At 47.7% G+C, this 21,368-nt stretch carries 20 protein-coding genes and 1 tRNA gene; 11 read left to right on the forward strand and 10 right to left on the reverse strand.

Annotated elements, in window-relative coordinates; translation table 11 throughout:
* Nucleotides 1-75 precede the first annotated feature (75 nt).
* The 4 genes from VJ249_07865 to VJ249_07880 are packed head-to-tail and all read left to right on the forward strand — an operon-like array spanning nucleotide 76 to nucleotide 1,839.
* The gene (locus VJ249_07865; protein ID HKZ94477.1) at nucleotides 76-405 is read left to right on the forward strand and encodes a metalloregulator ArsR/SmtB family transcription factor; all 330 of its coding nucleotides are present in this window, start codon (nucleotides 76-78) and stop codon (nucleotides 403-405) included.
* A 16-nt stretch (nucleotides 406-421) separates the two neighbouring features.
* Nucleotides 422-778, forward strand: coding sequence for a DsrE family protein (locus VJ249_07870; GenBank protein ID HKZ94478.1), 357 nt, complete (start codon nucleotides 422-424; stop codon nucleotides 776-778).
* An 11-nt stretch (nucleotides 779-789) separates the two neighbouring features.
* On the forward strand, nucleotides 790-1,437 hold the full coding sequence (locus VJ249_07875) for a hypothetical protein (protein HKZ94479.1): 648 nt from the start codon (nucleotides 790-792) through the stop codon (nucleotides 1,435-1,437).
* A gap of 15 nt (nucleotides 1,438-1,452) precedes the next feature.
* Nucleotides 1,453-1,839 (forward strand): DUF6114 domain-containing protein, encoded by a 387-nt coding sequence (locus VJ249_07880; GenBank protein ID HKZ94480.1) that lies wholly within the window; start codon nucleotides 1,453-1,455, stop codon nucleotides 1,837-1,839.
* A 167-nt stretch (nucleotides 1,840-2,006) separates the two neighbouring features.
* Here the strand turns inward: VJ249_07880 and VJ249_07885 are convergent, their stop codons facing one another.
* The 4 genes from VJ249_07885 to VJ249_07900 form a co-directional block, all read right to left on the reverse strand.
* Complete coding sequence (locus VJ249_07885; GenBank protein ID HKZ94481.1) at nucleotides 2,007-2,261, reverse strand: type II toxin-antitoxin system RelE/ParE family toxin; 255 nt, start codon at nucleotides 2,259-2,261, stop codon at nucleotides 2,007-2,009.
* A gap of 5 nt (nucleotides 2,262-2,266) precedes the next feature.
* Nucleotides 2,267-2,476 (reverse strand): hypothetical protein, encoded by a 210-nt coding sequence (locus tag VJ249_07890; GenBank protein HKZ94482.1) that lies wholly within the window; start codon nucleotides 2,474-2,476, stop codon nucleotides 2,267-2,269.
* Between the two features lie 123 nt (nucleotides 2,477-2,599).
* Nucleotides 2,600-3,151 carry a nucleotidyltransferase domain-containing protein gene (locus VJ249_07895; protein HKZ94483.1) on the reverse strand — a complete coding sequence of 184 codons (552 nt, stop codon included), beginning with the start codon at nucleotides 3,149-3,151 and terminating at the stop codon, nucleotides 2,600-2,602.
* A 46-nt stretch (nucleotides 3,152-3,197) separates the two neighbouring features.
* Nucleotides 3,198-3,275 (reverse strand) — tRNA-Ala (locus VJ249_07900).
* Nucleotides 3,276-4,011: 736 nt separating this feature from the next.
* Here VJ249_07900 and VJ249_07905 point away from each other — a divergent pair.
* The 3 genes from VJ249_07905 (at nucleotide 4,012) to VJ249_07915 (ending at nucleotide 7,059) form a co-directional block, all read left to right on the forward strand.
* Nucleotides 4,012-6,072, forward strand: a complete 2,061-nt coding sequence (locus VJ249_07905; GenBank protein ID HKZ94484.1) for a DUF4910 domain-containing protein — start codon at nucleotides 4,012-4,014, stop codon at nucleotides 6,070-6,072.
* Between the two features lie 15 nt (nucleotides 6,073-6,087).
* Complete coding sequence (locus VJ249_07910) at nucleotides 6,088-6,624, forward strand: GNAT family N-acetyltransferase (GenBank protein HKZ94485.1); 537 nt, start codon at nucleotides 6,088-6,090, stop codon at nucleotides 6,622-6,624.
* A 123-nt stretch (nucleotides 6,625-6,747) separates the two neighbouring features.
* Nucleotides 6,748-7,059, forward strand: coding sequence for a zinc ribbon domain-containing protein (locus VJ249_07915; GenBank protein HKZ94486.1), 312 nt, complete (start codon nucleotides 6,748-6,750; stop codon nucleotides 7,057-7,059).
* Here VJ249_07915 and VJ249_07920 read toward each other — a convergent pair.
* Genes VJ249_07920 through VJ249_07930 form a run of 3 tightly spaced genes read right to left on the reverse strand, consistent with a single transcriptional unit; the run spans nucleotide 7,056 to nucleotide 10,164 of the window.
* Complete coding sequence (locus VJ249_07920; GenBank protein HKZ94487.1) at nucleotides 7,056-8,123, reverse strand: SPFH domain-containing protein; 1,068 nt, start codon at nucleotides 8,121-8,123, stop codon at nucleotides 7,056-7,058. The two genes, VJ249_07915 and VJ249_07920, sit on opposite strands and share 4 nt — an antisense overlap.
* A gap of 8 nt (nucleotides 8,124-8,131) precedes the next feature.
* Nucleotides 8,132-8,665 carry a hypothetical protein gene (locus VJ249_07925; protein ID HKZ94488.1) on the reverse strand — a complete coding sequence of 178 codons (534 nt, stop codon included), beginning with the start codon at nucleotides 8,663-8,665 and terminating at the stop codon, nucleotides 8,132-8,134.
* 14 nt (nucleotides 8,666-8,679) lie between these two features.
* On the reverse strand, nucleotides 8,680-10,164 hold the full coding sequence (locus tag VJ249_07930; protein ID HKZ94489.1) for a hypothetical protein: 1,485 nt from the start codon (nucleotides 10,162-10,164) through the stop codon (nucleotides 8,680-8,682).
* Nucleotides 10,165-10,485: 321 nt separating this feature from the next.
* Here VJ249_07930 and purB point away from each other — a divergent pair, with 321 nt between their 5' ends.
* The 4 genes from purB to VJ249_07950 all read left to right on the forward strand — a co-directional run bounded on the left by purB (nucleotide 10,486) and on the right by VJ249_07950 (nucleotide 15,431).
* Nucleotides 10,486-11,856 (forward strand): adenylosuccinate lyase, encoded by a 1,371-nt coding sequence (gene purB, locus VJ249_07935; GenBank protein HKZ94490.1) that lies wholly within the window; start codon nucleotides 10,486-10,488, stop codon nucleotides 11,854-11,856.
* A 187-nt stretch (nucleotides 11,857-12,043) separates the two neighbouring features.
* The gene (locus VJ249_07940) at nucleotides 12,044-12,718 is read left to right on the forward strand and encodes a hypothetical protein (protein ID HKZ94491.1); all 675 of its coding nucleotides are present in this window, start codon (nucleotides 12,044-12,046) and stop codon (nucleotides 12,716-12,718) included.
* Nucleotides 12,719-12,870: 152 nt separating this feature from the next.
* The gene (locus VJ249_07945) at nucleotides 12,871-14,958 is read left to right on the forward strand and encodes a hypothetical protein (protein ID HKZ94492.1); all 2,088 of its coding nucleotides are present in this window, start codon (nucleotides 12,871-12,873) and stop codon (nucleotides 14,956-14,958) included.
* Between the two features lie 83 nt (nucleotides 14,959-15,041).
* A complete protein-coding gene (locus VJ249_07950) occupies nucleotides 15,042-15,431 on the forward strand; it encodes a hypothetical protein (protein ID HKZ94493.1) in 390 nt (129 codons plus the stop codon).
* A 144-nt stretch (nucleotides 15,432-15,575) separates the two neighbouring features.
* On the opposite strand, the gene VJ249_07955 is transcribed toward VJ249_07950, so the two are convergent.
* From VJ249_07955 to VJ249_07965, 3 genes are all read right to left on the reverse strand, one after another.
* Nucleotides 15,576-16,088 carry a hypothetical protein gene (locus tag VJ249_07955; GenBank protein ID HKZ94494.1) on the reverse strand — a complete coding sequence of 171 codons (513 nt, stop codon included), beginning with the start codon at nucleotides 16,086-16,088 and terminating at the stop codon, nucleotides 15,576-15,578.
* A gap of 553 nt (nucleotides 16,089-16,641) precedes the next feature.
* Nucleotides 16,642-18,876, reverse strand: a complete 2,235-nt coding sequence (locus VJ249_07960) for a DEAD/DEAH box helicase (GenBank protein HKZ94495.1) — start codon at nucleotides 18,874-18,876, stop codon at nucleotides 16,642-16,644.
* Nucleotides 18,877-19,118: 242 nt separating this feature from the next.
* Nucleotides 19,119-21,164: a minichromosome maintenance protein MCM gene (locus VJ249_07965; GenBank protein HKZ94496.1), complete on the reverse strand. Its 2,046-nt coding sequence runs from the start codon at nucleotides 21,162-21,164 to the stop codon at nucleotides 19,119-19,121.
* Nucleotides 21,165-21,368 lie beyond the last annotated feature (204 nt).

Below are 21,368 nucleotides of genomic sequence, written 5' to 3' on the forward strand. Positions count from 1 at the left end.
TGGACGGGCTGGGTTCAAAACTTACAGGAACGTTTAAAAGGATATTCATATATTCGAATATTGGCGACTCTAACGATGAAGGGGAAGGTTGATGCAACAGTTTTTCAGTTGCATGCTGAGATTTGCAAGACCTTGTCGAATTCTACGAGGTTGATGATTCTTGATTCTTTGCGGGACGGAGAGAAATCTGTGGGTGAATTGGCTGCGTTGGTTGGGGCGCAGCAAGCCAATGTTTCTCAGCATTTAGCCGTGTTGAGGCAGAGAGGAGTTGTGACAACTCGGAAGCATGGAGCAAACATCTATTACACCGTTACGAATCCCAAGATTATCCGGGCTTGCGACACGATAAGAGAAGTGTTGTTCGAACAACTGGCGAAAGCCAAAGAGTTAACAAAAAGGATTTGAGCGAGAGTGGATGTTTTTGGAAACGTTAACCATCATTGTTAATGATCCTCCGTATGGCACCGAGCGAGTTTGGAATGCCTTAAGACTTGCATCGTCACTTGTTTCCGCAGCAGTAGGTATGAGTGTAAACATCTTTTTGCTTGGAGACGCCGTAAGCGCCGCTAAGAAACGTCAGAAAACGCCCGAAGGGTACTACAACTTGGAGCAGATGCTCATCGATCTCCTCAAACGAGGTGCAAGAGTTTCAGCATGTGGCACATGCATTCAGGCAAGGGGCTTAGCTAAAGAAGACGTTATTGAAGGCGTGGAAATAGGGTCAATGCTTGGACTCGCCCAATGGATAAAAGAGAGCCAAAAGGTACTCTCATTTTAGTGGGGATATACATGAACAAAGTGGGGAAGATCCAAAGAGAAGACATTCTTGCAGCAAAAAAACACCGGTTCCCTGCCGCAGCATTGTTTGTTCTTGTTATCGGATTGACGGCTGTAACTGCTGTTGTTTTGCTTCAATTTTCGCCCATTCTTTATGGCGCCACTCGCGTCAACAGTTTAGACCAAGCTAAGCAGTTGGCTAATCAATATTTGGGGACAAGTTCAGACTTGAGGATCAAGGAGATAATGGAGTTCTCAAACAACTTCTATGTTATAGTTCAGGAGAGTAGCACGGGAATAAATGCTTTTGAGCTTTTGGTGGACAGGCACACTGGCAGAGTGATGCCTGAATACGGACCGAATATGATGTGGAACACGAAGTATGGAATGATGCAGCGAATGATGGGGAGATCCAAAGGAACACCCACAGCTGACATGCCCATAACCGCACACAATGCCTCTGAATACGCCCAGAAATGGTTGGATGTTAGCAATCCAGGCGCTGTGGTCGAGGAGCCAGAGACATTCTACGGTTATTACACATTTGATGTGGCAAAGGACGGAAGCACGTATGGGATGCTCAGTGTGAACGGTTCTACGGGCGATGTTTGGTTTCACAGTTGGCATGGCAAGTTTATTGGTATGGTTGAATACGATTAGGAGGAGGTGGAATAATTGAATTCGCAAGAAACTCCTATCACTGCATTTATCTTATCCTTGATTGGTGGTGTGCTGATATTCTTGGGCGGCGTCGTGTCATCTCTGTGGTTTATGTCTGGAGGATATGGCATGGGCGGAATGATGGGCGGAGGCATGATGGGCGGTTGGGGGGCTCCCTTTGGTTTCATGAGCGGTCTTTCACTCATAGGACTAGTTGCGGGGATAGTCGTTATCATCGGTGCACTGATGCTTAATGCGAGAGCAAGAGAACATACAGCTTGGGGCGTGATAATACTTGTCTTCTCAATAGTAAGCTTCCTAGGCATGGGCGGATTCTTCATAGGCGCTGCATTGGGAATATCGGGTGGCGCCTTGGCGCTGAGCTGGAGACCAACGTCCTGAAAGCCGACGCAGAACAAGCTCCATAATTGAACTTTATGAGACTCCGAATCCCTCAAATTAAGTTTGTTTCTTAGGAGATATCGATGATTCAAGCATGTTTCTCAAAAAGGAATCATGTGGACGGGGGCTAGGTTTACACTTTCGTTTAGATTCTTCGTTTTCACAACTCATTCATAAATCGTTTTTCTCAGTCCTACGTCCAAGAAGACTACTGCTTTCTCTCTCTCGTCTATCATGTAGATCATGCGATATTTGCCTAACCTCCATCTCCATAATCCTTCAAGTTTTCCCCGCAACTTGGTTCCTAGATAAGGGTTTTCTGCAGCTTTCTCCAGAGCTTCTCGGATTCTTTCCTTAACTGTTCTGGGCAGTTTATCGAATTCCTTGCTGAAGCTTCGGGTAAGAACTGACTTGTACGGCAAAAGTGTTAAGCCTTCATCAAGGCTTCTCTGATATCCTCAGGACGTTTTACAGTCGTATACTCTTTCTTTTTGTATTCCTGAAGGCTTTTCTCTATTCTCTCTAATCCTTCCTTGTTCGCAAGTTCTTCTAAAGTAGCCAAGATCTCATCTATCTTTGCAAAATGCTCATAAAGTTCTTTCAGCAAAGATCGAGGAACCAAAACAGTCTCAGTCAAACCCAGCACCATTTGAAAATAGATGAGTAACAAGATAATTAAGCTATCCGAAAAAGGCTGATCAAACTTGGTGGACGGGTCTCTCTTTCCTCAATAGTCGCTTTTGAAAACATTCTCTTAACCTCATAGCCGCACCACCGGCAAGTTACCCTTCATGGCGATGCCGTCAATTAATATTCTTTCGTAGAACGCTTTGTCTTTTCTAGCTTTTTCATCCCATTCATTGGGTTCATAGACCAGCAACGTGATCTTCCTTTCAAACCTTCTTTCAAATGTGTTTAATTCAGCTTTTTCTTTTTTCCTCGATATGACCAGAAGGTCTATGTCGCTCTTCGGGTCGTCCTCTCCTCTTGCGCAACTTCCATACAACACGATAGAAGAGTTCGGGTAGACTTCGCTCAGATAATCCATCAGCGAACGCACTTTTGAAATGAAGTAGCCTACTTTCATGTACCTGAAAGCAGGGTTTTCCACGCTTGCTTTGAATAACGCGAGATTGGCTTTTCTCTGCATTTGAAGAAAATCCTCTTCAACATAGAAATCAAGAAACCTCTTCGCAGTCCCCGAACCCACCTCTGCACATCTAGCTACTTCTCTCAGATGAAACTCCCTGTAGGGCTCGTTGAAAAAAACGAGAAGGACCCGCAAGCCAGGATAAGAGAACGGATCTTTCATAGAACAATCGTTCCATACATAGAACAATAGTTCCATAAGAAACTTGTGGTGGACGGGGCGGGATTTGAACCCGCGGCCTCAGCGATGCCAACGCTGCGATCATACCAAACTGATCTACCCGCCCGACTGTTGGCATACGCATACCACGTCAAAAAACTATTAAACTTTACCTAACAACTTCCCAAAGCCTCCGAGAACCAACACAATTGCTGTATATGTAAACTGCTCCAAGCGAAAACCAACAACCCATGAACATGCACACGTCGCTGCAAGGAACGCTAACAAACATGAAAGTAGTAGTCAACACACACGCGGCGCTGACTACTACTTCTGAGCAAAGCCAGCTCGGTGTTATTACCAATTCTAAGCGAAAGTTAATAACATCTGAAACAGAAACCACTCCCACAACATCACCTCAACATTCAAGAAGTTGTTGCGGCAAACCCTTCAACGTCAACAACAACACCCACACAAACAGTCTGCGCTTGCATGTTCAACTACAACTGTCCAAGCCGCCCGCAGCCCAAACCACAACACGGTAGAAGAGGGCGCTAAGCGATTGCTCCCTTCTTCTTTTGAAATCTCTTTTCCCGCAGAACCGTTCTACATACTCGAACACCACGCATACCAACATTAAACGTCACGCATGCCAACATAGAACGTCACGCAAGAACACGAGCCAACAGCGCCAGAAACACCATACAGAACCACGAACAGCCCCAGAGAAACAAACTGAAAAGTTCAACTTTCACCGCAAAAAAATTTTTCCAGACTCATACTAACCCTCTTTCCCACCAAAACGAGACAACACCCCTTCAACATAAAACCACAAATACGCCGTTGATCCTAACCTTTCAACCATGAACCCCGAACTCAAAAAACTCGTCAAAGAGGAACTCTCAGGCGAAAAAGCCAAAGAACACGTAGCACAAATCAGCCAGTACCACCGCATCCAAGCCTCCACAATGTTCCACCAAGCCGCAGAACACGTAAAACAGCAACTACTAGACATAGGCTTACAGGACGCCAAAATCGAACAGTTCACATCTGACGGCGCCACAAAATACTGGACCCACATATCACCCATGGGCTGGGAAGCCAAAAGCGCCGAACTACGCCTAATCGAACCAGAACAGCAACTCATTGTCCGCTACGCTGACATCCCCACATCCCTGCACACATGCAGCAACGCCACACCACCCGAAGGCACAACAGCCGAACTAATCGACGTAGGCATAGGCACAAAACCCGAACACTACGAGGGCTTGGACGTCAAAAACAAATTCGTACTCGCAACAGGACGCGCCCGAACAGTACACGAGGAAGCCGTCTACAAACACGGAGCCGCAGGCGTCATAACCGACACACTCGCACAGGAAATGAAAAACGTACGCGAAAGCATAGACATACCCGACGCCCACGGATACCAAGGAATATGGCCCACAGCCGACATACTAGATAAGATCCGCTTCGGCTTCTCACTCTCAAAACGCCAAGGAAACCACCTCAGAGCCCTACTACGCGACAAAAAAACCGTCAAACTCCGAGCCAAAGTCGACGCCCGCCTATTCCCAGGAAACATGGATGTAGTCGTGACCACCATTCAGGGCTCAACCAAGACCAACGAGGAAATCTTCATAATAGCCCACCTCTGCCACCCCCAACCCAGCGCCAACGACAACGCCTCAGGAAGCGGACTCCTCATCGAAATCGCCCGAACAATACAAACCCTAATCGACACAAACAAAATACCCAGACCACAACGAACCATACGCTTCATATGGGTCCCAGAATTCAGCGGCACCATAGCCTACCTACACCAACACCAAGACCTACCACAACACCTCATCGCAGGAATCAACCTAGACATGGTAGGACAAAACCAAGAACAATGCAAATCCACGCTGAACATAGACCGCACACCCGATTCCCATCCCTCATACCTCAACGACCTAATCCTAAACCTAACAGAGGACACCATCAAAGAATTCGACCACGACACAGACTTCGGCACATCCTCAACCTTCCGCTACGCCGAAAGCATGCACAGCGGCGGAAGCGACCACCACATATTCGTAGACTCCACCATAGCCGTACCCTGCATCATGCTGCTACAATGGCCAGACCTATTCTACCATACCAGCATGGACACGATAGACAGAGTAAGCCCAGAAAGCCTCAAACGCGTAGGCTGGATAACCACAGTAGCCACGCTCACATTAGCCAACGCAGACATCGACACAGCAGTCTACCTACTAAACCAAACCTGCAGCCGCGGACTAACCCGAATACAAACAGCCCAACACCAAGCAATCCAAGAACTCTACGAAAAAAAGCACGACCCAAAAACCAAAACAAACCAGCCAGAACACGCCACAACCCTAACCAAAACAGCCAAACACCACAAAAACAAAATCGAACACATCACACAACGAGAAACCCAAGCACTGCACTCAGTCAAAAAACTCGCAAACACCCCGGAACTCGACACCTTGATCCAAAAATTCACCAAAAACATCGAAGAGGCAGGAAACCAAGCAATCGCAAGGGTTCATGAAACAGTATTATTCATAAGCAGGTCACTCGGCATCACCCTGCCAGCCCAAATCGCAGAGACAGACACTGAAAAACAGGCCAAAACCATAGTGCCACAACGCCTAGTCAAATGCACCTTATCCATGGAAACCTTCAAAAAACTCCTCGGCGACGAACCATACAAATGGTACGAAGAAACCAGCGAAAAAGACACCAAACTCGGCTTGAAACAATTCGAAATCCTCAACTTCATGAACGGCAAACGAAACCTCCACGACATAATCCAAGCAGTCTCAGCAGAATACGGAGAAACCAACATGGAACACGCCCTGAGATTCATCAAAGACCTAGAAAAAACAGGATTCGCAACGCTGCAAACCAGTTGAGAAACAGAGAGACATATGAAAATCGAAATCGCTGAAATTTCCCGAAACGACAAACCCCTACCCAAACTGAAATACGAGTACACCACAAACAGCCACTACCAACTCACGATAACCCAAACAACGAAATCCTGGACAGCAAAACTAACCCTCAAACCTCTGCCCAAACCACTGAAAAAACAGTTCGAAAGCGAATTATTCGCAGACTACGTGGAAGAACCCAGAGCCTTCACAGCAATCCTCAACCACGAACCAGTCGGCTGGATCGAAATCGGCTACCACAAATGGAACAACCGCATGCGAGTCTGGCAACTCCTAGTAAAAGAGGCACACAGAGGCAAAAGTATCGGCACACAACTACTCAAGCACGCCATCAAAACAGCCAAAGAGAAAAGCGCAAGAATGCTAATCCTAGAAACACAAAGCTGCAATGCGAAAGCCATAGGTTTCTACCTTGCACACGGATTCCAACTCATCGGCTTCGACACCACAGCCTACTCAAACCACGACATCGAAAAAGGGGAAATCCGCCTCGAACTAGGTCTCAAACTCTAACTCGTCGTCACTAGGCATGAGCTATGACGACACCCGCACAGAAAGTCGCCTAGATACAAAAACACCTAAACCAAAGCTTACACAAAGTTAACATCGAAAACCAGCCTGGGATGTCCAGCAGACATGGCACACATCAAAGCTGGCGAAGCAGTCTCAACTGGAGTAGGACTAGGCCTTGGACTAGCAATTTCAAGCTACATGTTTCAAGCCCTGAAACAGCCAGAAAGCACAGCCAAACCGCTAGTCGTGTGTCTCAATTGCAGACGCAGAAATTCGATGGAAAACAAATACTGCTGGCAATGCGGGCAATCCCTCTATCCGCTACCCACAACACAATGCGCTAAGTGCAAAGCCAAAGTACCTTCAATGAAATACTGTGGAAACTGCGGTGCACAACTAAGAAAAGTGAAACAAAAAAAGGATGTTCGCGGCTAAGCTAGTTTTTCGCCGCAGTTGCCGCAGAACTTCGTTCCCGCCGAGTTCTTCGTGTTGCATTTTGGACAGTTGACTTCACTAGCAACCATAGGCTTGCCACAGTTACCACAGAACTTCAAATTCGCTGGAACTTCAGCCTTGCAGTGAGGACACGTAGCCTTCGCCGGTGGCGCCAAACTGCCTCCGCAGCCACCGCAGAACTTGACATTCGCTGGGTTCTTGTTGCCACAACTTGGACAGACCACTACCTGCTGCGCTGCCTGACCTTGCTGCATCTGCTGAGCCATCATAAACGGCATAGTCAACCCGATACCTGCACCCACGCCCGCTGCAGCTGCGCCTCCCCCTTGACCGTCCTTAAGCTCCGCCGCGGTTTCCTTCATGTACTGCATAGCCATCGCCTGTGCACCCACGCCAGACGCAAACCTTCTAGCCTCTTCAGGAATCTTAACGCCTTCAAACACGCAATCAACGATCTTCAGGCCAACTCTAGCCCCTTCGTCGCTGATTTTCAAAGCCACCTTATCCGTAGTCACGTCTACATTCTTGACCACCGTGGAAATGTCGTGGTTGCCAAACTCATTTATGATACGCTCGTTAACAAAGCCTCTAATGTAGTTCTCAACATCCCGGGAATTGCTCGCCGACCGATTACCAAAGAACTCCACAACGAAAAGCTTCGGATCCTCAACCTTGTACAGGAGATAACCAAAGAATCCAAGCTCAGCCTGATACTTTATGTCTCCACTGGGCGCCGAGTAAGCGTTCCCCCCAAAATTACCCCCGAACTGACTGCTACTGACAAAAACAACCTCGCACTCATAGATGTCACCTATCAAACCTATCTTACGCAAAGCGTTAGTCAACAACGGAATGTTATTGCTTGTAATAGTGTGCCGTCCAGGTCCCATGACATCGTAAGCTTTGCCATCTCTGAAAAACACAGCCCACTGATTCTCCTTTACCGTCACTTGGCTTCCTGCTTTCAACGACAAATTCGGGAATCTGTAGGCGATATCCTCTGCGCCGGCATAGTCCCATGCAACTTTCTCAATTAATGGCATATTCTCAGCTACACCTCCAAAGGTCTGAACTCTCTCTCACGATTATCCCATTTGGCTTCAAGACCCAATATCAGCGACTTGACGTTCTTCACCTTAGGTCGCGCATCAGTCCACTTGTCGGCTTCCATGTCGCCATACAGTTCGTCCACTGCCTTGCTGATGCCTTGAATCTCATCGCCCAAAGCCTTGTCATAATTGAAAACCCGAGCCAACTCCGTCTCTCTGATATGTCCCTTGCGATCAAATAAGCCAGCGTAGCCATAGTCAGCGCGATGAACTTTCTCAGCCACTCTGTCGACAACTTGTATGACTTTTTTGAAATCGTCCCCCAATGCCATTTGCCCAGCATTCAAAGCAGCCAAGTAAATCTCTTCCCACTTGTGACGCAAACCCTTGAAGTCAGCGTAATAATTGTCCCTCAGCTTCTTGTCCAGCTCGCGCAAGTCCTCTTTTGTGGCGTACCCAAACGTGAACACGTCTTGAATCTTTCCAAATAACCCCTGTCGCTCTTTCACTTTGTCGATTGTTTCCGCTGTAGACATTTCGCATCTTCCTCCTACTTGAACTTGAACAACGGTCGTCCGCCGCCCAACACCTTGCCTTCGCAGCCGTCGACCAGAATGACATAGTTGTCGCCGCCCAACGAATATTGAATAAACCATATGGGCGAATGCACCAGTTCGCCCTCGCCGATAGTCACATTCGTAGAGCACGACTGCAGAGTATCCACCTTGCCGCTGGCAATCAGCCTCTCCTTGGCTTCGATCTCCGGCTTCACACTGTTCCTCGCTTCCTCCTCATTGAACTCAGTGTTCAGAAACTCAGCATCACTTGGAATCTTTCCCGCATCAAACGGAATCTTCTTAGCAGCCGGCACATCATAGAAATTGATCTCGCTGATCATGGTCTTCCTAGCTAACATAGGACAGACGTAGTAGTTAGAGAAATTCAGCACAACATTACGCGGTTTTCTATCTTTCTGCTGCATATCAGCGTACGCACTGGCGCCAGCTATAACCAGCTTGCCAAACTTCGACAACTTACTGCTTCTCTTATCCGACAAGGCTTCCTGTGCTTGCCGAAGCTCTCCCGCGACCCCTTGCCCGGCCACGCCACTCATCTGAGTCGTTGCGTTGCTGGGGAAAACCCAGAAAGGAATAAAACGCAGCTTGACGTTAGCGATCTGAGCTTCTTTTGACACGCCTGATCTGAGAATGCCCTTGTCCATGTACTTCTGAGCTGCCTCTACAGCCTGCTGAGTGAGCAAGTGGTTCTCAAGCATGCTATGGCGTTTGATTTCATCTTGCGTTGCCACAGAAACTGTGTAGCCGCAATAGCGGCACGTGATTATGAGGTCCTCTTGATTTGGGCTGATGGGTGCGCTGCATCGCGTGCAGCTGGTTATCATTTCTCGTGCAGGCGCAGGCTTCGGCTGAGGCTGAGGTTGGGCAACAGGCACGGCCATAGGCATTGGCTGTGCGGAAGCAACACTTGGCTGGACTGAAATAGATGGAGCTGAGGCCGTAGACTGGAGTGCAACTGACGGCAGAGAAACGTGCAAGACTCTTCTCGCCTCAACATCTGGTCTCCCTCCGATGGATACAACAGCTTTAAGAGCCCATGTCCTCTCGAGCCATTGACCATCCATCCGCACGCCTTGGAACGTTGGTCCAAGTTGAGACGGAATCCCTATTCTGAAAGGAAACTGCTGGCTGAAACCTCTTGAAACCATAAATCTGTCGTTAACCTTGCTTTGTCCATTGTACATCACATACTGCACGGTAGATCCTTTCTGAACCGTCGTGGTTCTTGGGCTGTAGATGCGAGTTTCAAGAGTTTCAGAAGCCCCTCGAATAGGTTCTCCGCCACTTCGAAGCTGTTCAACGCCATGTAACTCTACGCGTATTTCTTTAGCCTCAAACTCTTCATCTGAAGTGAACGTCAACTCGCCTGTTATCGCTTCGCCCAACGCATAATTGTCCTTGGCAATGTTGACTGTAAGCGAGGCCTTCGGAGCTTGGAACGTTTTGAGCAAAGGCAAGAATGTTGTCTCCTTTTTTGGGGTTTTCATATGATATATTGAGATATGCGGCAAAACACATGTTCCAGCGGAATTGTCTTTAAGACTTGTGAATTACAGCTTCAGTTGCAAAATTAACGCCAGAGCTAGCAGACCCCAGACTAGCGCATGGACGCACGCGCAGGAAGAAGGCGCGATGCACAAGTTCATCTCCTTCCGCGTTGGGGGAAGATCACTTGCCGTAGCCTGCAAATCGTCTATAATTAACATTCACGGGAACTGGAGACTGAAAGTGTTATTTCCACAGACAGTGTTCTAAATCAGACGATGGAGGATCAGGACTTGCCCATTCTGCCGATAGATACAGGTCGCTACGGAACTCCTGAAATGAGAGCAGTTTTCGAGGAAGAAAACCGCCTTCAAATGATGTTGGATGTTGAAGCGGCTCTAGCTTGGGCGCACGCCGAAGTTGGCAACATTCCTAAAAAGGATGCTCAGAGAATCATGGAGGCAGCGACCACCAAACAGGTCAAGCTCACCCGTGTCAAAGAAATCGAATCTCAGATAAAACATGATGTGACCTCCATTGTACGCGCCCTGTCGGAAGTCGCCGGGCCAAGTGGGGCATATGTGCATTTGGGGGCCACAAGTCAAGACATCAACGACACCGCCACTGCATTGCAGCTTCATAAAGCCTCAGAACTGCTTGAGGCAAAACTGAACGATCTTGAGAAAACGCTGCTGGAAAGAGCTCAGCAGTACAAACAGACGGTGATGATAGGCAGAACTCATGGTCAGCACGCCTTGCCGATTACTTTGGGCTTTAAGTTTGCTATATGGTTGAGAGAAAGTGCACGTCACATAGAAAGGTTGCGCCAATGCGAGGAACGCGTTCTGGTTGGAAAGATGAGCGGGGCAGTTGGAACTCAAGCTGGATTAGAACCGCGTTCACGTGAAATCCAAGAACTGGTCATGAAGAAGCTGGGTTTGAAACCCGCGGACATTTCGAACCAAATCATCCAGAGGGACATACACGCCGAATTGGTGTTGTTGCTGGCTATGGTTGCCTCGACTTTGGACAAGATTGCTACAGAGATTCGAGAATTGCAGCGGCCGGAAATCGGCGAGTTGGCTGAGCCGTTTGAGAAGACGAAGCAGGTGTGCAGTTCAACTATGCCGCACAAACGCAACCCAGAATTGTGCGAACGAATCTCAGGCTTGGCTAAGATTGTCCGAAGCCTTGTTGTGCCGGCTTTGGAAGATATTCCGACATGGCATGAGAGAGACTTGACTCAAACTTCGGCTGAACGGTTCATTATTCCTGAGTCATGCATTCTTGTGGACTACATGCTTCATCTTACGATCAATATCCTCGGCGGTCTCCAAGTCAACGAGGAAAGGATGAGAAAGAACATAGACTTGTCGCAGGGACGTGCTATGTCTGAAGCGGTTATGATTGCTCTGGTGGGCAGGGGAATGAGCCGGCAAGAGGCGCATGAACTGCTGCGAATCCTCGCAATAAAGAGCGAAACCGAGAGACAACCTTTCAAAAAGGCGCTTCTTGAAGACAAAGTTGTTGCGTCAAAGCTGAGTGAGGAAGATGTTGATAAAGCCTTGAACCCGCACAATTACTTGGGCACTGCCATCAAGCAGATAGATGTCATTATCAGTATGACACGACATGAAAGGAATCAGAGAGGCGTAATCGATTAAGACAACTTGTACTTTGAAACATAATCTTGCGCTAGTTATAAAGCTCGCTCGACTTTGCTGTTATGAGCTATCAAAGGCTATCTGATGTTCTGGGTATCAAATGATTCATGACATGGCTTCTAGAGTTCAGCAAAAGCCTTTTATTGTCTTCATCTGAATTGTATTATTGTTCGTTAGGTGCAGTTCTTTGAACAACGCAACGAAGAAAGATAAGAAGCTCTTGGCCGTTCAAGGAGATTTGGCACAACAAGTTATTCAAATAGCTAATAGGAAGGGCATGACTGTTTACAATCTTACTAACGATATCTTGCAGCAGGCGATTAAAGCCGAAGGCATGAATCGATCTCTAGACGATATTGTTGAACGTTTCAGGCTTCTTGAAATAGAGCGGAGTGGTGGAGCGGTTTTTGCGACAAAGGATACACTGCTTTTTATGGTGGAGAAGCTTTACCAGCGGGAGAAGGAAGCACTTCTTGAGAACTGGTACGGGTCTGGACGATGGTACGGGAAATATCTGCAGGTCAAGTTTGATGACAGCGAGCCGTTAGACATGCTTGAAAAGTTCTTGTGTTCTTGCTCTTGGGATTCGGGAGAGATACGGATATCTAAGGATGGAGGCAAGCTTTCGTTGACTAGGTTATCTCTGAATGATTCCTTAGAGTACACCGAATTGGCTTCAAAGTTCATAGAAGGCATAATATCCACATTCGGATACGAACTCGTAAAGCAGGACGTATCAAAGGGATTAACAGTGCAGGAGTTTGAAAGGAAAGAAGCTGAAGAAGAAGGCGCCAGAAAAACTGCAGGCAGAAGGACCAAGGGTAGCGGTAGCCTATCTGACCCAAAATCGGTTCAAGTTTGATGACGATTCTTGGTCAGAAGCGAGTCAACTGAAGTAAACTAAAGTTGCTATTGGTAAAGACTCAACGTCTGAGCGTTTAGAAGTTTAAACTCAACATATTAGTACTGTATATCTATAATCCATATTACCGATAAACTTTAGGAGAGAGTAAAATGAGAAAGAAATTGATGACATCGCTATTCATCGTATTCTTTGCAGCAGCATTATGCACGCAAGCGATTCCACTAGTGTTCGCTGAAAGCAATCCCACAGTGTATTGGACGAAAACAGGTAAAGACAAAATGGCTGTACAGTCAATCCCATGGCCTAATTGGTTCAACTTCACTGTAGCAAATACTGGTGATGCAATCATAAGATTCAAGTTTGTGATTCCAAAGAACCAATCGGAACTCGCATGGTTCCGCTTCACCCAAAGCGATACGCCATCTGGTTGGACCGCAACTCCAGATGAGTTTGATGGCATGGGATGGCCGACAGTCATTATCTTTGATGCACGTACTGCTCCGGGCATTGATCAGACAACAGGTCCTCAGAAATTTGCAGTCAGATTCATCTTAGGCCCAGCTTTCTGCAACTATGATTTTCCCATCTACACAGTGGATACTCGTGACGTAACCAATCTCAGATGGCTTTACTTGGAGATTGACAACGTCAAGCCAAAAGTGGAAATACACGCTCCTGCTGACGGACAAACTGTCAAGGCCATCTGGAACCCCTATCCTCTCAAGCATTACGTATGGATCAACATAACAGCGACCGACGACGTAGATCCCTTGAAGAAGCACAACACGGGCATATCAACTGTCAAGATCTATTTTGACAATAAATTGATCAAGACGCTAACTGATGTTACCAAGCCCATATCTGAACAATACTATGGTCTTGATGGTCCGATAAAAGAAGGCACCCACACAGTCAAGGCAGAAGCTTGGGACGGAGTAGGTAATGCAGCTGTGCCTGACGAGAACAAGTTTACGTACGAAATACCTAAGCTGTTCAAGATAACGCCAGACAAAGGAACTGTTGGTCCAACGACAACTTTCGACGAGGAATCAGAGCTATACGTAGGAAGCATTTATTCTCACGGAAAGAAAACTCTTGGAACGTTGATTACTGTGGAAGGTCTACCGCCGGCACCTCCATTGTCTAAAGGTTTCACTCCGAAATCTACAGTTACCATCTCGGTTGAGGATCCAATACGCGGATCAGCCGAAGTCCTTAGATTAAAAACAGGAGACAAAGGAGAGTTTAAAGGATCATTCTACATGATAACAGTGCCTTACGGCACCTACATGATCTTAGCCAGAGACTTGGGAGGCGTATCTGATTACAGCTTTTTCACAGTAGACTGGGAAATCATCTATAAGCCTGAAATCGTAACCGGGCCAGCTGTGATTGAAGCAAAAGCCACGGGACTTACCAGCGATGGGTACATTGATCGATTCATGATTGACGACACTGACGCCTTGCTCTCAGTTGACTGGCACTCTGTGGAATATTGGACTTCTACCGAGTTTGGTGTGTTGACGACTTCAATGGCACCCAAGCCAGGTTTCCTCCTGCCACTACTTGAAAACGGAGCATATAACATATCATTGCGGATAGTGAATGGGCGCTGGTGGGATGGAACAGCGGTTGAAGGAGGTTGGGAACCCTTCCCAAACAATGAACAAATAGTGTTCAACATAGTGCATGTTGCCAATGACTTTGAATCGCTTCTCGACGCTATGGATTCCCTGAAGAAGACAATGGACGAACTCAAGCCAACAATCGAAAGAATTGACAATAACATCGCTGATATTGTTATTCCAGATGTTGGAACCATCAAGGCAGACGTCAAGAAGGTAATTGCAGACATGACAATACTCATGGACGGCATTGTTCAAATACTGACGAAACTTGGGACGATTGAAGGCAAGATAGATACAATCGCAGCTAACGTTATCTTGATAAAAACTGATGTTGGTCTAATCAAAGCCAAAACAGACACAATAGTCTGGGGTAACATTACAACAATAAAGACAGACGTTGGTGACATCAAGGTAAAACTGGCGGATTTCTCATCAGCCCAAATTGCCGCGATAAAGAAGACTACTGACGACACATTGGCCAACACGAACCAGCTTGTAAGTACTACGACTCTTGGCACACCTATAGCTGCGGTTCTATCAGCAGTCGCTGCCATAGCTGCCATAGCTGCAGCGGTCGTTGTCACTCGCAGGCTTAAGGTAGCTGCATAAGCGAAACCGAAAGATCTTCTCATTCTCCCTTTTTTTGTTTCTGCGTAATAGTTGCTTGCAATCTTTGAGAGAGGCCCTCTCCTTTGCTGGAACCCAGAAAGATTCTGAAGCTGATCAGCATCTTACTAGGACTTATCAGCATTTCAGATGTTGTACTATTAGGGGTTTACATAGCTAGTTTTTGCTTGGAACTTGCTTTCCTAAGCACGTTTCTCGCGGCGGCGATCGCTGTTATAGTTATGACCATTACCTCGACTGCTTTGATACTCTTTGGATGCGTTTTGACTTACAGAAACCATTTTGTTCTAGGAGGCATATGCAACATAATAGCTGGAACAATAACTGTCGGAATCTATCTATACTTCACCATATATCTCCCTATTCTTCAGCGATTTGAACCACTAGGATACTTCCTTCTTCTACCAGCTCCTTTAAGCGGCCTAATTAGCATAATTACCCTAAGGAAAGAATGAGTCATAGCAACCGAATTCCCAAGGGCAGAACAAGTACTACGATAGCTGGACGCTTGTCCTACAGATCATTCTGTTCGGACGAAAAGACAACTCTTATGCATTCAAGCTCTGTTGATTCGCGTAGCAATGCAACTAAGAGAAATCTTAAAATTTCCCTGGCTTCTGCGTTTTCTTGCCCATGTTCCATTCTTGCTCTACCCCAACACTAGGGATTTTACGGTTTTTGAAGGTTAAGTGAAAACTGAGTAGCAAAATGGCGAATGTTGCGAACATAATGCCGAGTCCCATTTGCTCTTCAAAGGCTTGCCATTGGCCAAGATAGCCTGCGAAACTTGGCCCAACGCCTGATACATAGTAGATTTCAACAAACATCCTAAGAATATTCGCCAAGAAGAAAACCGGAAAACTAAGTATGCTCAGTAAAGCGTATTTGCGGACAGAAAACGTTACTCCTACCATGCTGACATAGATCCAGACAACGAAACCAAAGATAAAAGTCCACAAGCCTATGCCCACAATGTCCAGACACGTCAAAGTCACCACGAATCTGTGGTCTAGCGAGAAGACGTATATTCCATCGCCTTCAACGACGGATTGCACATTGGCAAGAGATAGGAGAGCAGAAACCAATGATGCAATCCAGCTTTCAACCGCCAAGTGTTTCCCTCATATAGTTTATCTTACGTCTACATATACCCTATATCGACGACTATTTGTATGTTATGTACAAGGAATTCGAATGCGGACTTTGCCTTGTCTATCATTATGCACCATCTTGATTCTAAGGTGTGATTGATGGCATCTGAAATTCCTGTATCGGCAATTTTGATATACTTAGCCTACAACTTTGAGTCCAAAAGGTGAACTTGAATAGCTTAGTTGTGCTGTCCTTGTGCAAAATAATTCAGCCTCGGCGTTGAACTATGAAACAACAATGCAGCGGTCTTTGAACTAGTCACGTAGCCTCAGCGAAGAAGGGAATTATTGATGCAGAACAAACCATTCAAAGCTAATGAACTCTAAGATCAGGACATAGAGAGCTCGCGACTGAATGCTCCACAAACATTCCATGCATATAGATCAAGCTTGTATGGGTTCGTGTCCCACCAAGCATTTCTGCTCTTCTCGTTGTGCTCCTCATGCAAGGGTCTGTTGAGGGGGATAGTTTTTTTGAACCGTCTGAGCGTACCTTGATATCCTTATGTTAGAGTCAGTATTCGGTCAGGGCTCTTTGTTCCCATTCTTCGCCTCTTCTGAGCTTCTTCAAGTCTTCAGTTTTGATCAAGCCCCCGACTTGGTCCTTGATCTTCTTTGCCACCTTTGGGCCTATCATGGGCAGGCTTGTCAGTTTCTCGAGTGGTGCTTTCTTTAGGTCATCTAACGATTTTAGGCCGGCGTTGTGTAGTGTGCGTGCTCTGACTCTGCCTATTCCTTCAAGTCGTACTAGGGGCAGTAGTTCAGTTTTAACGCCTTTCTCAATGCGCTCGCTGATTACGTCTAAGTGTGACAGCACTTCCTTTGGTACTCCGAACAGGCGCGCCAACTCGTGTGAAGCATGTAGTAGCCATCGAGCCGACTCGAGCACGCGGTATAGATCACCTGGCTGCACCCTAAACTGCTCGATCATGCTGTCTTCGGTTGCTTCTTCTATCCATGCGCGGAGCACTTGTGCGGTTTTAGCTTCTGTTAGAAACTCTTCGTAGGCGATGGGGTCTTCCCATTCCTCTGGCATGGGAAACATCCATTCGCTTCGGTGCTGATCCACGAACGAGGCTAGCTCGTCCATTTCGGTGGAAAAGGGGCGCAGTTTCGGGAAAATGTCTGGCGTGTGGGCGATCAATTGGAAGTAGCTGAGGTCGGTTAGAGTCGGCGGCGGTTTTTGAAGTGCGTCTCCTATGATAACTCCTGAGACGGGGTCTATGTACAGCTCGCTGACTCTGCGTCCGAATCTTGTGGCTGTGACGTTCTCGCCGTTGGCTTCTATCATTTTCTCGTCGTAAAGATACTTTAGGATCTTGATGATGACGCCTTTGATTGCTTTTGGGTCGTATTGGTAGGCGTAGAAGGTTTTGCTGAAGAATTCGTATAGGCCTTGCTCAGTATGAGCGAAACCTGAGGCTATTGTGGCTAGTACGTGTCCGCGTAGGATGCGCTCTACAGCTAGTTTGGACCAGATGCGTTCGGGTTCAGCTAATACGTAGCTGTCCATGAGGTATTCGCGTTCGTCTTCGGTTTTTGCTATGAGTATGGCTTCGCCTGTTTTGTCGTATTTTGGTCTACCGGCCCTGCCTGCCATTTGTTTGTATTCTAGTACGGTTATTGGGTACCAGCCGTAGCCGGGTTCGTATCGTCTGTAGTCGTGTATTATGACCATGCGGGCTGGTAGGTTGACGCCGAAGGCTAGTGTTGGTGTGGCTGTTAGGGCTTTGATTTTTCCTTCTCTGAATGCGTTTTCTATTAGTCTTCTGTGGGCTCCGCCGAGTCCTGCGTGATGGAATGCTGTGCCTCTTTCGACCAAGTGTGCTAGGAGTTCGCTGATGCGGGTTCGTTCGCCTGCGGTTAGGATTTCTTCCCCGAGTCGCTGTAAGCTTCGTTTGAGTGGTTTTGATACAAGCTTGTCTACGTCGGCTGACGCTTTGGCTGCTAAGCTGACTGCGCTTTTTCTTGTAGCCGCGAAGATTAGGGCTTGTCCTCCAGTTCTGATTGTGTGTAAGGCTAGGTTGATGGCTGGGTTGCTTGCGTGTTTTTCGATTTTTTGGGCTCCGCCGTCTTTGAATTGAATTTCTGTTTGGTTTAGTACTCCTTCGCGTAGTGTTACGGGTCGCCATTCGGTTGTGATGGAGTCTGCTTTGAGCCATTCTGCGGCTTCTTGGGCGTTTTTGACTGTGGCGCTTAGGGCTAGTAGTTGAGCGTCGGGGTTGATTTGCATTAGGCGGGCTAGGACTACTTCTAGTGTGGGTCCGCGTTCGCTGTCGTTGAGTAGGTGGATTTCGTCGGCTATGACGAGTGTGGTTTCGTCCATCCATTTGGCTCTGTGGCGGAGTAGGCTGTCGGCTTTTTCGTTTGTTGTGATTATGATGTCGTAGCGTTCGAGCCATGGGTCGCTGCTGTCGAGGTCGCCTGTTGTTATGCCGATTCGGATGGGTTTGCCGTTGGGTTTTTTGATTTTGGTGTATTTTTGGAATTCTTGGTATTTTTCGTTGGCTAGGGCTCTTAGGGGTGTGAGGTAGAGGGTTTTGCCGCCTTTTTCTAGTAGGTGTTTGAGGGCGCAGAGTTCGGCGACTAGTGTTTTGCCGCTGGCTGTGGGGCTGGCTAGTATGAGGTTTTTGCCTTTTAGGGCTCCGGCTTTTATGGCTTCTTCTTGGGGTGGGTAGAGGTCTGTTATTCCTGAGTCTAGTATGACTTGCTTGGCCTCTTCAGGTACGGGTAGGTCTGTGATTTTCAATGGTTGTTGGCGCCTTTAGTGAAGGGTATTAGTATGCGTGCGGAAAAAATTTTTGCGGTTGAAGTTAGACTTTTCTGTTTGTTCTATGGGTTCTGTTCTGGTTTTTGATTGGCGTTTCAGGCTCTGTTTGCTTTTGGTTTGTGGTGCGTTTCAACATGGCTTGTGGTGCGCTTCAACATAGTTTGTGGTGCGATTAAGCATAGTCAGGAGTGATTCATTCGTCGTCTTTTGCGGGGTTTGTACTATGTTTTCTTGAGGTATCCTTCTCGTGGGCGGTATATGGTTCCGTCTTTTTCCAGTTGTTGTAGGAGTCTTTCTGCTTCTTGGGCTGTTACGTCGCGTTCTTTGGTTAGTTTGTCGAGTAATGCTGTTTTTTCTACCATGCCTGTTTCTTTTTCCATTTCGACTATGGTTGTGAGGATGATTTGTAGTCGGTCTCTCATGCTTTTTGGTTTGCCGCTGTAGATGAGATCTATGTCGGCCTTACCTGTGGCTACGTCTATGCCGACTTCGCTTAGGGATTTTTTCATGATGTTGACGGCGGCTTCGGCGTCTTCGGCTAGGATTTCTTTTCTTAGGGCTACTCTGGCTCGGGCTTCGGCTATGCGTACTAGGCTTTCGAGTTGGCGGGCTGTGATGGCGATTGGGCTGGTTTCGGATTCGCCTCCGGCTGTGCGCATTTCCAGATAGAAGTCTTTGAGGCGCTGCAGTGCGGGTTCAGAGAGTTGGGGTTTGATGTTTTTGGCGTAGCTGATGTATTTGCGTAGTAGTTGCGGGGGTATGGGTGATTCGGCGCTGGGCATTGAGCCGCGTCTGTGGAGGTCGAGTATGTGTGCGCTCATTTTGGCGTCTGTTTCTTTATCTGGCTGGTCTCGTAGGACGAAGATGAGGTCGAAGCGGGAGAGTATGGTGACGGGTAGGGTGATGTTTTCGGCTACGGTACGGTAAGGCTCGTATCTGCCCAATGCGGGGTTGGCGGCTGCGAGTAGGCTGGTGCGCGCGTTTAGTGTGGCTACAATGCCTCCTTTAGCGACTGAAACTGTCTGTTGTTCCATGGCTTCGTGTATGGCTACGCGGTCTTCGGGTCGCATTTTGTCGATTTCGTCGATGCAGGCTACGCCTTTGTCGGCTAGGACTAGGGCTCCGGCTTCGAGGCTCATGCCTCCTCCGCGTTCGCGTAGGACTGCTGCTGTTAAGCCTGCTGCGGTTGTGCCGCGTCCCGATGTGTACAAGCCTCGTGGTGCGATGCGGCTTACGTATTGGAGTAGTTGGCTTTTTGCTGTGCCTGGGTCTCCGATGAGTAGTGCGTTCATGTCTCCGCGTATTGTGATGTCTTCCAGCTGTTTCATGACGCCGCCGAATAAGAGGTACATTATGGCTTCTTTGATGTGTTCATATCCGTAGATGCTGGGTGCTATTGAGCGTATGACGTTGCGGTGGACCCATGGGTCTCGGGCTATGTCATGGATTTGTTTTTCCTCTTCGGGCGCCGATATGAGGGCTTCGGGGTCTTTGCTTTTGACGTCTATGTGGTTGGCGTCTAGGTTGAGGCGGAAGACGCGTTGTTTTCCTACGCCAGGTACGGTTGAGGCTTCGGCGCGCACCATGCCTACGACTGCTACGTGGTCTCCGGGTCGGGCTAGGTCGACTAGGTCGCGTCCTGGCATGCGTATGTTGAGCCATCGTGGCAGTTGTCCAGGTGGCAAATCCTCGGGACGTTCTTGAATGCGAACGCGTTGGAAATCAATGAATGTGCTTTCTTCCTGTATGAAGTCGAAGGGTCCTTTGCTTCGGCAGGCTGGGTCGGTGCAGGCGAATGGTGCGCGTAGAAAAGGCGTGGTTTGGTCGATGTATTGGATGCTTTCGCATCGTTTGCATTTGAATGCGGCGCGCATGACCATGGGGTTGACTGGGCTGGCGCGTACGATTATGCCCTCAACTTGGACCAAGTTGCCTATGTGGAGTGAGCCTAAGGTGCGGAGTTGGGTGGTTTCGGGTAGGCTTCGGAAGCGTACGTTTATGGTTTCGGTTTCCTGCGCGTATTCGGGTTCTTCGATTTGCAGTTGTGCGTAGGCGGCGCGGTTGGCATGCTGGCTGTATTCGTCTGGTTTGTCGACTAGGGTTTCGGCGAAGTCTGTGTCTGCTGCTAGTAGGTCGTCGAAATCCACTGTTAGGCTGGTTGAGCCGTCGACTGCCATTTGGCTGAGGCGTTTGCGGTATTTGTCGGATTTTAGGAAGTCTTGGAAGCGTGTTTGAGGGTCTATGCCCGTGATGGTTTCCTCGGTCAATGTTGAGGGTTGCTCCTTTCTCGTTGAGAAGTGTGAATGTTGATTAAGTGAGAAATGCTGTTTGCAGATTTAAAGGTAATAGTGGAAATGAGGGTTTCTGCACGATGGCGGTTGCGGAAAAGAGAATTTCAAAAGAAGAAGGCGCTGATTCCCTTTAGCCTTCTTCTACCAGGTCGGGAGCGCATTTTGCGGCAGAGGTTGTAT

Source organism: Candidatus Bathyarchaeia archaeon (genome assembly GCA_035283685.1).
Classification (GTDB): domain Archaea; phylum Thermoproteota; class Bathyarchaeia; order Bathyarchaeales; family Bathyarchaeaceae; genus DATETJ01.